Below are 13142 nucleotides of genomic sequence, written 5' to 3'. Positions count from 1 at the left end.
GCTCACTGCTCGTAGAAGGCGGTCTGGATGAGGCGCTTGCCGGCGCGGCGGTCGGCCTGGGTGCCGCGGCCGGGCGGCAGCGGGCTCGGCCGGACGTCGAACAGGTTGCCCTCGTCCTTGTTGCCCGACATGATCAGCGCCGGGCTGGCCATGTCCTTCAGCCGCTGCAGGATCGGGTCGAACATGGCGCGTCCCGCCCCGCCCATCGTGCGCGAGATGATCAGGTGCATGCCGATGTCGCGGGCCTGCGGCAGCAGCTCGGCGAGCTGCGCGAGCGGGTTGCCGGACGGCGTCGCGACCAGGTCGTAGTCGTCCACGACCAGGAACAGCTCCGACCCGCTCCACCACGACCGGTTGCGCAGCTGGTCGGGGGTCAGGTCCGACGGCGGGAGCCGGTTCACCAGGGCGCCGTGGACGTCCTTCATCAGCCCGTTCGCGGCCGTCGACGACGCGGCGAACCCGATCACGTGGTCGCTCTCCGCCGAGTCGAGCAGGGCCCGGCGGTAGTCGAGCATGATGATCCGGGCATCGTCGGTGGTGTACCTGGCCTTGATCGACTCGACGATGAGCCGCAGCAGGTTGGACTTGCCGCACTCGTTGTCGCCGAGCACGACGAAGTGCGGGTCGTTCTCGAAGTCCAGCAGGACGGGCGACAGGGTGTCCTCGTCGATGCCGATCGGGATGCGCTTGCCGGTCTCGGTGACGGCGGGGAGCTGCGTGTGCGGCAGCAGGTCCGGGAGCATCCGGACGGGCGGCGCGGGCGGCCGCCCCTGCCAGCCGGCCTTGATCGTCTCCACCATGTGCCGGACGCCGTCGGCGAGGTCGTCCGCGCTCGGCCGGCCGTCGATCCGCGGCAGCGCGCCGAGGAAGTGGAGGCCCTCGCGGGTGATCCCGCGGCCCGGACGCCCCTCGGGGACGTTCGCGGCGAGCTTGCGGTCCATCTCCGACTCGTACGGGTCGCCCAGCTTCAGCTCCAGCCGCGTCCCGAACAGGTCGCGGATCGTCAGCCGGAACTCCGACCACTTGTTCGTCGCGGCGATGACGTGGATGCCGTAGCCGAGGCCGCGCGCGGCCAGGTCGGTGATCGTCCCCTCGATCGCCTCGAACTCCTGCCGGACGGTCAGCCAGTTGTCGACGACGAGGAACACGTCGCCGAAGCCGTCCCCGGCGATCTGCCCCTCGGCGCGCATCCGCCGGTAGGTGCCGATCGAGTCGATGCCGCGCTCGGTGAAGAAGCGCTCCCGCGACTCCAGCAGGCCGGACACCTCGGCGACCGTGCGCCGGACGCGGTCGGGGTCCAGCCGGCTGGCGACACCGCCGACGTGCGGCAGGTCCGCCAGCGGCGCGAGCGCGCCGCCGCCGAAGTCCAGGCAGTAGAACTGCACCTCCTGCGGCGTGTGCATGAGCGCCAGCGAGGTGATGACCGTCCGCAGCACGGTCGACTTGCCCGCCTGCGGGTTGCCGGCGATGCCGACGTGCCCGGCGGCGCCGGACAGGTCCAGCCACATCGGGTCGCGGCGCTGGTCGAACGGCTTGTCGACGATGCCCGCGAACGCGTGCAGCCGGCCCCGGCCGTCCCAGCCCGAGGTGGTGAAGCCGTACTCCGGCGTCTGCTGCAGCTGCGGCAGCACCTGGTCGAGGGTGGTCGGCTCCGACAGCGGCGGAAGCCAGATCGGGTGCGGCGGCGGCCCGTGCCCGGCGAGCTGCCGGACGACGAGGTCGAACAGGCTGATCTGCGGGCCCTGGTCCTCCCGGTCGCCCTGCCGCTGCTCCTGCTGCGGCTGCTCCTGGACCTGCGGCCGGACGTACGCCGGGGTGAACGGCACGATCTGCGCGAGCTGCCGCGGTCCCTGCCGGGACTCCTGCGCGTCGCCCTCCTCCGGCTTGTACGCGCCGGAGACGTACGCGGCGCGGAACCGCGTCATCGTCTCGGTCCCGATCTTCAGGTAGCCGTTGCCGGGCGCCTGGGGCAGTTCGTAGGCGTCGGGCACCCCGAGGACGACCCGCGACTCCGCCGAGGAGAACGTCCGGAGGCCGATCCGGTAGGACAGGTGCGTGTCCAGGCCGCGGAGCTTGCCCTCCTCCAGCCGCTGCGACGCGAGCAGCAGGTGGACGCCGAGCGAGCGGCCGAGCCGTCCGATCATCACGAACAGCTCGGCGAAGTCGGGCTTGGCGGAGAGCAGCTCGGAGAACTCGTCCAGCACGACGAACAGCGTCGGCATCGGCTTCAGCGCCGCGCCCTGCTCGCGGGCCTTCTCGTAGTCGCGCAGCGAGGCGTAGTTGCCGGCGGCGCGCAGCCACTCCTGCCGGCGGACCATCTCGCCGTGCAGCGCGTCGTACATGCGGTCGACGAGCGGCAGCTCGTCCTCCAGGTTCGTGATGATGGCCGACACGTGCTGGAGGCCGTCCATGCCGAGGAACGTCGCGCCGCCCTTGAAGTCGACGAGGACGAAGTTCAGCACCTCCGACGAGTGCGTCATGGCCAGTCCGAGCACCAGGGTCCGCAGGAGCTCCGACTTACCGGAGCCGGTCGCGCCGATGCAGAGCCCGTGCGGGCCGTAACCGCCCTGCGCGGCCTCCTTGATGTCGAGCTCGATCGGGCGGCCCTCGGAGTCCAGGCCGACCGGCACCCGCAGCCGGTTCCGCGGCGCCCGCGGCTGCCACGACTGCCGGGGATCGAGCCGGGCCGGGTCGGGGACGCCGAGCAGCGTCGTCAGCGTCGTGGCGGACGACAGGGCGTCCATCTCCGGGTCCGCGGCGGTGCTGGCCCGCAGCGGGGCGAGCTGCCGGGCGAGCCCGTCGGCCTGGACGTAGCTGAACTGGTCGGGCCGGCCGAGGGAGTTCGGCACGTCCTTGCCGGTGCGGTCGCGGCGCAGCATCGCCATCTTGCCGGGCGCGACCCGCAGCCGCAGCATGGTGCTGTCGGGGGTCGGCGCGACATGGCCGGTGAGGTCGATGACGCACACGCCCTCGATGCCGTCCGAGCCGATCTGCGAGTCGGGCGTGACGGCTCCGCCGTCCATGACCACCACGTGGTACGGCAGGTCGCTCTGCTGCAGGCCGGGGGTGAACCGCGCCCGGTCCTTCAGCTCGTTCCCGAGCAGCCGCTCCAGGTCGGAGAGGGTGCCGGTCATCAGGCGGACGGGGCCCGCCGCGTCGGTCAGCGTCGGGTGCATCGCGTGCGGCAGCCACTTGACCCAGTCCCAGTGGGGCATGGCCTCGGGCGACGCGCACACGCTGACCCGCATGTCGTCGGGGGAGTGGAACGCGGTGAGCTGCGCCAGCATGGACCGGACCATCGAGCGAGCCGCGTCCAGGTCGCCCATCGGCAGGATGCGCGCGAACGACGGCAGCGACACCGACACCGGCAGGTTCGGCACCGTCGAGTGCGCCCGGACGAAACGGCGCAGCGCCCCCGCCGTCATCGGCTCCAGGTCCTCCACCGGGCGGGTCTCCGGCGGGATCAGCTGCACGGCGAGCTTCTGCGGCCCGGCGCCGATCCGCACGTTCCCGAAGTCGGCGTCGGACGGGCGGCGCTCCCAGATCCGGGCGCTCATCACCAGCGACCACAGCGAGTCCGGGGCGGGGCTGTTCCACTCCAGCGACTCGCGCTGCTGATCGGCCGCGCGGCGCACCTTGCGGCGCGCCTGGCCGAGGTAGCGGAAGTAGTCCCGGCGGGCCCCGTTCAGCTTGAACTTGCGCTCGCCGGAGCCGCGGCCGAGCTGCCCGACCATCATGGCGCCCATCGCCAGCGCCATGCCACCGCTGCCGATCATCATGATCGGGCTCCGGGTGCCGCCGCCGAGGAGCATCAGGCCCATCATGAGCGGCATCACGGCCATGGGCATGTACATGAGCACGTTCTGCAGGCCGCCGCTCTGCGTCTCCGGGATCTCCGGCGGGGACTCCAGCAGGAGTTCCCCTTTGGGAGCCGGTGGCGGTTTGCGGCGCTCCTTGCGCCTGACGAGGATCGTGCTCACCTCGGCGTCCCTCCGGGAGCTCGCCCGGGGCGGCCGAAAAATACAGGGGGGACGGCCGGCCCGCGGGATACTTGTCGATGCTTGAGGTTGCTTTAACGTAGCCCGGCGTCACATCCTAAGCTGCGCGCTGATCGGACTCGCCGCCGATTCGACCTGGAGGACGGGAGCTCCCGTGAATTCGCCCGCCACAACCGAGCTGTGCAGGGTCACCGTAGTCGCCCCGAGGCGACGGATCGATGTGAGCCTGCCCGCGGACGTGCCGCTCGCGCACATGCTGCCCACCCTCCTGCGCGCCGCGGGAGAGGATCTGGCCGACGCCGGGCTCGCCCACTCCGGATGGGTCCTGCAGCGCCTGGACTCCGAGCCGTTCGACGCGGGCCAGACGATGAGCGCGCTCGGCGTGCGCGACGGGGAGATCCTGTACTTCCGGCCGCGGATGGCGCAGCTTCCGGAGATGTCGTTCGACGACGTCGCCGACGTGATCGCGTCCGGGATCAGGGAGCGGCGGGATCGCTGGCGGCCCACCACGACGCGTTCGTTCGGACTCGGCGCGGGCGGCGTCGCGCTGTTCGTCGGCGCGGTCGTGATCGCGCTGTCCGGTCCGCCGTGGCTCGTGCCGGCCATCGCCGCCGGGCTGCTCGCGCTGCTCGTCCTCGTCGTGGCGACGGTGCTGTCGCGGGCGATCGCCGATTCGGGTGCGGGCGTCATCCTGGGCTACGCGGCGCTTCCGTACGCGTTCCTCGCCGGGCTGGCGGCGCCCGCCCGCGACGACCTGGAGCTGCTCGACCTCGGCGCGCCGCACCTGCTCGCCGCCTTCGGGGTGACCGCGCTCGCCGCGATCATCGCCGCGTTCGCCGTCGCGGAGGGGCTCCCGGTCTTCCTCGGCATCGCGTTCGCCGCGCTGGTGGGCACGATCGGGTCCGGCGTCGGGTTCTTCTTCGACGACCTGCCCGCCGCGGGCATCGCCGCCGTCTCCGCGGTCGTCGTGATGATGTTCTTCGCGGCCGTCCCGTCGCTGTCGTTCAAGCTGGCGCGGATGCCCCTGCCCCCGGTGCCGAGCAGCGCCGAGGAGCTGCGCCGCGACACCGAGACGGTGGACGGCCGCGAGGTGCTCGCCCGGACCGCCGCCGCGGACCGGTTCTCCACCGGGCTGATCGCCGCGATCGCGCTCGTCGCGGCCGGGGCGATGCTGTTCCTCTTCGGCACCGGCGGGTGGGCCGGTCCCACGATGACCGCGGTGATGTCGCTGTCGCTGCTGCTGCGCGCCCGGATCTTCCGCGGCATCGCGCAGCGCTCGTGGATGCTCGTGATCGGCCTGTTCGGGCTGGTGCTGACGACGATCGGGCTGGCGGTGCAGGGCAGCCAGGTGGTCGCGCTCGCCGCCGCGCTCGTCCCGCTGCTGGTGCTCACCGGCATCGTCATCGCGGTGACGCTGTGGCTGCCGGGCCACCGGCCCACGCCGGTCTGGGGCCGGTGGGGCGACATCCTCGACATGATCGTGATGATCTCGCTGATCCCGCTCGCGCTGGCGGTGCTCGACGTCTACTCCCGCGTGCGCGGGCTGGCGGGGTGACGCGCGATGCAGAGCAGGCGGGATCTCTACCAGGCGCACCGCCTGATGACGCAACGGGTCGGGCTCGCCCTCCTGCAGGGCGAGCCCGACGTCGCCGAGTCGCCGATGCGGCGGCTGTCGGTGGGCGCGTTCGCCGGCGTGATGGTCGGGCTCCTGATCGTCGCGGTGTTCGGCATCTGGGGCCTGCTGTCCCCGGGCGGCGCCAAGGGCCTCGACAAGCCCGGCAAGCTGATCATCGAGAAGGAGACCGGCACCAAGTACATCTACGACGCCGGCACCGGGAAGATGTTCCCGGTCGCGAACTACGCGTCGGCGCTGCTCGCCCTCGACTCCGACAGCGCGCCCGAGCGGCGCAGCGTGTCGCGCAAGTCGCTGGCCGGGTTCGAGCGCGGCGCGATGATCGGCATTCCGGGCGCGCCGGACTCGCTTCCCGACGACAAGCAGCTCATCCGCGGGCCCTGGTCGGTGTGCACCCGCGAGGCGGCCGGGGCCACCGGCCTGAAGCGGCAGGTCACCGCGCTCGCCGCGGGACGGGAGGTCGGCGGGCGCCGGCTGGGCGGCGGTGAGGCCGTCGTCGTGCAGAGCGGCGGCACGCCGTGGGTGGTCTGGTCGGACCACCGCATGCAGCTCACCGTCCCGGCCGACCAGGTGCCGGCGCTGACCGGCGGGCCGGGCGCCGTCGAGGTCCCGGCGACGTGGCTGAACGCGCTGCCCGCCGCGGGGAACTTCGGTTCGCCGAACGTGCCCGAGCGGGGCAAGTCGGTGCGCGGCCCCCGGGGCGGGCAGGCCAAGGTCGGTCAGGTCTTCAAGGCCGAGACCGGCGCCGGCGGGCAGGCGCTCTGGTACGTGATGCTCGCCGACGGGCTCTCGCAGATCAACCACACGCAGGCGCAGCTGCTGCTGCGCGACGTCAAGACGGCCGACGCCTACCCGGGCGAGCAGGTCGGCCCGCTGCCGACCGACGTCCCGTCGGCGCAGCAGCTGGCGTCGGCGACCCGGCTGCTGGACAACGATCTGCCGCCGACGCTACCCAAGTTCGTCGCCTGGGACACCGCGTCGCCGCTCTGCGCGGTGTTCCCCGTCGGTTCGCCGACGGCGCAGCTCACCGTCGGCGGGTCGCTCCCGGCTCCGGCCACCGGCGCCCTCGGCTCCGGCACCGCCGGCGCGTCCGGCACGATCGACCAGATGGTGCTGCCGCCCGGCGGGGCGGCGCTGATGAGCCTCGTGCCCGCGGGCGGCGAGGCCAGTACCGTCGCCGGCGGCGGCTCCGGGTCGTTGTCCCTGGTCAACGACCAGGGCGTCCGGTTCGCGCTGCCGTCGGCCGAGGTGGCGAAGAAACTCGGCTACGACGCCGGGAAGGCCGCGCCCGTCCCGTCCAGCGTCATCCATCTGATCCCGCAGGGGCCGGCGCTCGACCCGGCACTCGCGCGCAGGCCGATCGCCACGGCCCGAGGATAATAAACGTGATGTACATCACAGGAACCTGGAGATCATCAAGTGCGTCGACTTAAATGGCGACAAAGACCTATGATCTCTGAATCTCGTGCCGTCAGGAGGGCTCCCGGGCCTTGCAGGCGTACGGCGGAGGGCTCCCCGTCTCCTGAAGCGCGCGACCAAGAACCCCAACGGAGGTGACGCTGTGGGTGACCAGTCCGCAGTTGACAGAGCAGCCATGCAGCAGGCCGCGACGCGGATCGAGGACTCCGCGGGCATCGTCAAGGGCCTGCAAACGAAGCTCGACGGGCACAAGGGCCAGCTGATGTCCGGTTGGGCCGGTAACGCCGCGGTGTCGTTCGACCGGGTCTTCAACGAGTTCCAGACGGAGATGACCAAGGTCCGGACCGCTCTCGAGGGCATGCACCAGAAGCTGGTGCAGACCAAGATCACCTACGAGACCACGGAACAGGAGCAGCAGGACGCGGTCAACAAGATCAACCAGCTGCTCAACGGCTCCACCTGAGCTGACCCGTCCCGCATTCCTCAGACCGAAGGACTCCCATCGTGAGCGACAGCTACACCAGAGCGAATTTCGGCCAGATGCAGCAGGCCCAGGCGGACTTCACGCTCGCCTACCGCGCACTGGTCGACGAACTCGACGACCTTGAGAAGAACCTCGAGAACAGCCTCGGCCAGTGGGAGGGCAGCGCGCGGTCCGCCTACTGGGAGGCCAAGCGCCAGTGGGACGCCGCCGCGGCCCACATCGGTCAGATCCTCAACCAGCTCGGTGTCACCATCGGCGACGCCCACAGCAACTACAGCGGTGCGGAGCGGGCGAACCTCAACATCTGGTCGGGCTGACACGCGGTCCACCGGCTCCCGGCTGCGTCGTGCGTGTCCGCCGAGGGCCGCACGACGTAGTTGTGACGGGGAAGAAGTGATTCACCGGGAGGGTGAACGGTGAGCGATTACCATCTGACCGACGAGGAGCTCGCGAGGGTCGAGCACCAGCGGTATGTGGGCCAGGGCGAGTACACCGAGAGCGGGCCCACGCCCGAGTACGAGTCCGTCACGGGGATGACCCGTGAGGAGTGGGACAACCTCACGGAGTCGCGGCAGCGGGAGCTGTACTTCGAGTACAGCGCGGGTGCCGACGCGGGCAAGTGGGACGACCCGGACAACGCGCTTCCGCGCGGCCAGGTGCCCGAGCGCGGTGAGTGGAACGCGAAGGCCGAGGACGGCTACGAGGCGGACCCGGCCGAACTGCGGCAGATCGCCAGGGACATGAAGTACAAGCTGGACATCTGGAAGCGCAAGCTCGACGCGGTGGCCACCACTTCGGTCACGGAGGCCGACCTCGCCGGCATCCAGGGCTCCGGAGAGTTCGTCGGGGTCGTGAACGCGAGCAAGGCCGGATTCCAGGAGTACATCGGGGCCGTCGAGAGCGCCTACCGGGGCGTGATCAGCAGGCTCTACGCCACGGCGGACCAGTACGACACCGCCCACGGCAACACGCAGTCGCGGGTGGGCGGCGTCGATCCCAGCGGCACCCCGGACCTCACCTGATCACCGCCCCGGAACGGAGGACCGATGGGTAAGAACACCGAGCAGTACCCGATCAGGGACGGGATGGCGTTCGGCAGTCACAACGCCTCCGGCATGAGCCACGAAGACGTCAAGAACAAGCTCAAGGAGCTGAAGCCGGAGAAGGTCGGTGACGCCTCGACGGCGTACAAGGACGCGGCCGAGGCCCTCGCCGAGATGACCGACGAGCTGAAGAACAACTTCGCCAAGAAGATCGTTCAGCACTGGAAGGGCGAGGCCGCGCAGAAGGCCCTCGACCAGCTCGGTCAGGTGTACGCGACCGCCGGGACCCTCTCCGACGACAGCCACCGGAACGCCTCCCTCTACGCGTGGTACAAGCACGACATCCTCGACTGGTACAAGACCCAGGGCCAGACGATGACCGACGGCTGGGTCGGCACCGACGGGGACGACGAGCGTGCCCGCGAGCTGATGAACCGGTTCATCGGCCGGATGAAAGAGGCGTTCGACGGCCACCCGCTCAAGATCGAGAAGGACCTCCCGTCCGATGTCGGTGCCGGTGGCGAGGACCCGAACGACCGCGGCCCCGGTCCGGGGGGCGGCCCCGGGCCGTTCGGCGGCGGCGGAGGCGGCGGGAAGTTCGGCGGCGCCGGTTCCGGTTTCCCGACGTCCGACAGCGCCTCACCGTTCGCCCCGGGTGCCGGTGGCGGCCCCGGGTCCTGGAACCCGGGCGGCGGCGGCCCGTTCGATCCGGGCTCCGGCGGGCCGCACCTGCCGGGTGGCGGCGGTCCCGGTGGCGGCTTTCCGGGCGGCGGCGTCCCCGGTGGCGGCGGCGGATCGCTCAGCGGAGCCCCGAGCTCTGACCTGTCGAGCTTCCCCGGCGGCGGTGGCGGCGGTGGCCTGGGCGGCGGTGGTCTGGGCGGCGGCATGCCCGGTGGCGGCGGCGGCTTCGGCGCCGACCCGGGCGGGTTCGGCGGCGGCGCGGGCTCGGGCGCGGGCGGCGTCGGTCCGGGCGGCGGCGGCCTCGGCGCGGCCGGACGGGGTGCCGCCGGTATGCGCGGCGGCATGCCGATGGGCGGCATGCCGATGGGCATGGCGCCCGGTCAGGGCGGCAAGGGCGGCGAGGAGCGCGAGCGCGAGACCTGGCTGTCCGAGGACGAGGACGTCTGGGGCGGCGACGACGACACCGCGCCCCCGGTGATCGGCTGAACCCACGGTGGACGCGAGACGTACGGGCGGTCGGAGGCTCCGGTCTCCGGCCGCCCGGACGTGCGCGAGGGACTAGGGAGTGTGCGACAGATGCGGTGGCTGATTCGGATGGCGGCGTCGACGATGGCGATCGGGCTGGCCATCGCCCCGCTCGTACCCGCACAGGCGGCGCCCGCCCCCTCGCCCCAGCAGTGGTGGTTCAACTCCTGGAGCATCCAGAAGGAGGTCTGGCCCGTCACCAAGGGCAAGGGAGTGACGGTCGCCGTCATCGACACCGGGGTCAACGCCCGGCTGCCGGACCTCAAGCCCGCCGTGCTCCCCGGCAGTGACCTGACGGGCAAGGGCGGCGACGGCCGCCAGGACTACGACCCCCACAACGACGGCCACGGCACCGGCATGGCGAGCCTGATCGCCTCGCAGGGCACCAGGACGGGTTTCGTCGGGATCGCCCCGGAGGCCAAGATCCTGCCGATCGCCGCTCCCTCGCTGAGCGGCCCCACGACGAGCAAGGCGGTCCGCTTCGCCGTCGACAACGGCGCCAAGGTGATCAACATCTCCCAGGCCAGCCCGTCCGCGAACCTCTACCCGAACCAGTGCCCGCCGCAGCTGCTCGAAGCGATCAAGTACGCGGCGGGCAAGGACGTCGTGATCGTCGCGGGCGCCGGCAACTCCGGCGACTTCAACAACAAGGCCGCCTACCCGGCGTCGTGCCCGGGCGTCCTTGCCGTCGGGGCCTTCGCCCGCGACGGGAAGCCCTGGAAGTCGACGCAGCGGCAGGACTACGTCACGGTGGCCGCGCCGGGCCAGGACGTCGGGTTCATCAGCAAGACCGGCCACGTCTTCTCCGCCGGTGAGGGGACCAGCCAGGCGTCCGCGCTGACCGCCGGCGCCGCCGCGCTGCTGCGCAGCCGCTACCCGGACGAGTCGGCCCGGAAGATCGTGCAGCGCCTCACCGCCACCGCGAAGGACTTCGGCCCCAAGGGCAAGGACGACATGCTGGGGTACGGCGTCATCAGCATCCCGCGCGCCCTCAAGCAGGACGTCCCGGAGAACGCGCCCAACCCGGTGTACGCGCGGCTCGACAAGGTCGCCGGCGACGCGGGCGGTGCCGGTGCGACCAAGCCGGCCGCCGCGGGCGAGGACGACTCCGGCGGCTTCCCCGTGCTGATCGTGGGCGGTGCCGTGGTGCTCCTGCTCGTCCTGGGCGGCGGCGCGTTCCTGCTCCTGCGGCGCCGCGGCGGGTCCGGAGCGCCCACCGGCCCCGCGGGCCCCATGTCGTCCCCGCCGCAGCAGTTCGGTGCGCCGCAGCAGTTCGGGCCTCCGCCGGGGCCGCAGCAGTCGCCGTACCAGTCCGGCCCGCAGGCGCAGCCCCCGGCCGCGCCTCCGGCGGGTCCGCCGTCCGGAGGCCCGCCGAACCCGCCTCCCGGCCGCTGACGGCCGGATCCGGTGAGCCTCCGCCGACTCCGGCGGAGGCGGGCTCGCGCTCCGGCCTCGCGCAGGGCTAGCGGCTCAGGCAGTCCGCGCAGTTCGAGAGCGCGTCCACGACGCCCTTCGCGATCGTTTCGGCGCCCGCCCGCGCGGCCTCCTCGTCCAGGGCCTTCGACGCGCCGGCCTTGGGAGAACCGTCCTTGCCGAGCCGCGACGTCGTCCCCCGGTACCGGACCGTGATGACGGCGTTGCGAAGGCGGACGGTCGCCGTCACGGTGCCGGCCTCTCCCAGCGACCCCTTGAGCGTCGTGTAGCCGACGAACGCCTCATCGCCCATCTCGATCACGATGGGGGCCTCGGCGTGCAGCGAGCCGCCCGCCGCCTTCGAGGTGCCGCCCAGTGTCCGGGCGCCGTTCCACGCCGCGTCGTACTCGGCCTCCGCCTGCTCCACCCCGTCCAGGTGGAGCCGCACCGCGACGTTCAGGCGATGGAAGGTCAGCGTCTCGGCGCCCGCCGTTCCCTGCTGCGGCTCCGTCCACTCGCACGCCGCGTACCGCTCGGTCGCCGACGGGCCGGTCTCGCTGGGAACGGGAGGGGAGGAGTTGGGCACGTGCTGCTCCAGCGCCGTCCACGGGACGAGGGTGCACGGCTCCGGTGTCGAGGTGAACGTCGCCGACCCGGACTCACCGCCGTCGCCGGTCGAGGCCCAGACGGCCCCGGACAGGGCGACCACCGCGAGGGCGCCGGCGGCCAGCGGCCACGGCCTCCGCGCCGTCCGCCGCCACCGGGGCTCCGCGGCCGGTCCGGCCTGTGCGAACGGCACGGCGGCGGGTTCCGGCGGGTCGGCGGGCGGGTCCCCGGTGGGCCGCTGCGACCCGTCGAGCTGCTGGTCCGGAGGTTCGAACTCCGGGCGTGACTCCGGCACCGTACGGCCCCGCCGCCTACTGGCCGCCGGACGGCTGCTGCTTCTCCCGCAGCCAGTCCGGGACGTTCTCCGCTCCACGGGGGTGGAGCCGGAGTTCTTCGGCGTAGGCGTCCGGTGGCGGCGGGGACGCCCACTTGGGCTCGTTCTCCCGGTCGTACTCGACCTGGTAGGAGAAGGGGTACGTCAACCGGAACTTGGCGGAGAACCAGGTGCCGAGCCCGTCGGCGTACATCCCGGAACGGAGCCGGGCGAAGAGCTCGCCGAGGGCGGGCGGGGGCGTCCACAGGCTGGGGAGGCCCGGCCCGGAGACCTTGCGGACCTGCCCGAGGGTCTCGCCGTGGGAGCCGACCGACCGGTGGACCACCACGCACTCCTGCCACGCGGCCGGGAGGGAGTGGACCAGTACCAGCGTCATCTCCTCAAGGAGCCGGTTCTGGTCGGCGGGGTTCAGCTGCTCGCTCACCGTGCCTCCTGCAGCCTGTCGCGCAGCCAGCCGGGGACGTGCTCGTCGTCGCGCGGGAACGCGGCCAGGTCCGCGGACCATTCGCCGGCCGTGAGCTCCGGCTCCCACAGCGGGTCGTAGTCGTTGTTGAAGCTGGTGTAGTACGTGCCGGGCGGGTCCATCATCAGGCGCATGCTCAGCCAGGTGCCCTCACCTGGCCGGTACATCATCGACCGCAGCTCACCGAGCATGCCGATGACGTCGCGTGGCAGCTCCATCTGCGGTGACGTGCCGTCCCGCAGGACGACCGTGAGCGCGACGTCGGAGACGCCGACGGTCATGAGGGCCTTCATGTCGATGCGCTTCCAGCCGGCCGGTGCCGCCTGGGCCAGCAGCGTCGCGACTCCCTTGGTGAGCTCGTCGTAGCGCTGCGGGTCGTAGGGCGTCGGCCCGCGGCCTGGCGCGTCGGTCATGGCTGTCCCTCCTGTTCCGCGAGTCTAGTGTCCGCCCCGGTCACCGGTGATCTCCACGAGGTGGCCGGACGCGACGAGGTCGGCGATCGGGTCGACGAGGTAGAACCCCGTCCCGGTGTCGGGCGGGGGC

11 protein-coding genes are annotated in these 13142 nt (G+C 72.2%); 7 read left to right on the top strand and 4 right to left on the bottom strand.

Features of this window, described 5'->3' with window-relative positions; all coding sequences use genetic code 11:
* Window positions 1-2 precede the first annotated feature (2 nt).
* Window positions 3-3980: a type VII secretion protein EccCa gene (gene eccCa / locus E1266_RS12545; protein WP_132046516.1), complete on the bottom strand. Its 3978-nt coding sequence runs from the start codon at window positions 3978-3980 to the stop codon at window positions 3-5.
* A gap of 172 nt (window positions 3981-4152) precedes the next feature.
* Here eccCa and eccD point away from each other — a divergent pair, with 172 nt between their 5' ends.
* The 7 genes from eccD (at window position 4153) to mycP (ending at window position 11178) form a co-directional block, all read left to right on the top strand.
* Entirely contained in the window at window positions 4153-5553 is a 1401-nt protein-coding gene (gene eccD / locus E1266_RS12540) for a type VII secretion integral membrane protein EccD (RefSeq protein WP_132046515.1), read from the top strand.
* Window positions 5554-5559: 6 nt separating this feature from the next.
* Window positions 5560-7011 carry a type VII secretion protein EccB gene (eccB, locus tag E1266_RS12535; protein ID WP_132046514.1) on the top strand — a complete coding sequence of 484 codons (1452 nt, stop codon included), beginning with the start codon at window positions 5560-5562 and terminating at the stop codon, window positions 7009-7011.
* An 85-nt stretch (window positions 7012-7096) separates the two neighbouring features.
* Window positions 7097-7513 (top strand): WXG100 family type VII secretion target, encoded by a 417-nt coding sequence (locus E1266_RS12530; protein WP_347876716.1) that lies wholly within the window; start codon window positions 7097-7099, stop codon window positions 7511-7513.
* A 41-nt stretch (window positions 7514-7554) separates the two neighbouring features.
* Complete coding sequence (locus E1266_RS12525) at window positions 7555-7851, top strand: WXG100 family type VII secretion target (protein ID WP_132046512.1); 297 nt, start codon at window positions 7555-7557, stop codon at window positions 7849-7851.
* A gap of 99 nt (window positions 7852-7950) precedes the next feature.
* A complete protein-coding gene (locus E1266_RS12520) occupies window positions 7951-8556 on the top strand; it encodes a hypothetical protein (protein ID WP_132046511.1) in 606 nt (201 codons plus the stop codon).
* Window positions 8557-8580: 24 nt separating this feature from the next.
* Window positions 8581-9744, top strand: a complete 1164-nt coding sequence (locus E1266_RS37925) for a hypothetical protein (protein WP_165966055.1) — start codon at window positions 8581-8583, stop codon at window positions 9742-9744.
* A 90-nt stretch (window positions 9745-9834) separates the two neighbouring features.
* Window positions 9835-11178 carry a type VII secretion-associated serine protease mycosin gene (gene mycP / locus E1266_RS12510; protein WP_132046510.1) on the top strand — a complete coding sequence of 448 codons (1344 nt, stop codon included), beginning with the start codon at window positions 9835-9837 and terminating at the stop codon, window positions 11176-11178.
* Window positions 11179-11245: 67 nt separating this feature from the next.
* On the opposite strand, the gene E1266_RS12505 is transcribed toward mycP, so the two are convergent.
* Genes E1266_RS12505 through E1266_RS12495 form a run of 3 tightly spaced genes read right to left on the bottom strand, consistent with a single transcriptional unit; the run spans window position 11246 to window position 13012 of the window.
* Window positions 11246-12097 (bottom strand): hypothetical protein, encoded by an 852-nt coding sequence (locus E1266_RS12505; protein ID WP_132046509.1) that lies wholly within the window; start codon window positions 12095-12097, stop codon window positions 11246-11248.
* Window positions 12098-12113: 16 nt separating this feature from the next.
* On the bottom strand, window positions 12114-12560 hold the full coding sequence (locus E1266_RS12500; RefSeq protein WP_132046508.1) for a hypothetical protein: 447 nt from the start codon (window positions 12558-12560) through the stop codon (window positions 12114-12116).
* A complete protein-coding gene (locus tag E1266_RS12495) occupies window positions 12557-13012 on the bottom strand; it encodes a hypothetical protein (RefSeq protein WP_132046507.1) in 456 nt (151 codons plus the stop codon). Before E1266_RS12495 ends, E1266_RS12500 begins: the two co-directional genes overlap by 4 nt.
* Window positions 13013-13142: the final 130 nt, after the last annotated feature.

Source organism: Actinomadura sp. 7K534 (assembly GCF_004348575.1).
In the GTDB taxonomy this organism is placed as follows: Bacteria; Actinomycetota; Actinomycetes; order Streptosporangiales; family Streptosporangiaceae; genus Spirillospora; species Spirillospora livida.
Note: the sequence above shows the minus strand (reverse complement) of the source record. Positions and strands in the feature narration are given on the sequence as shown.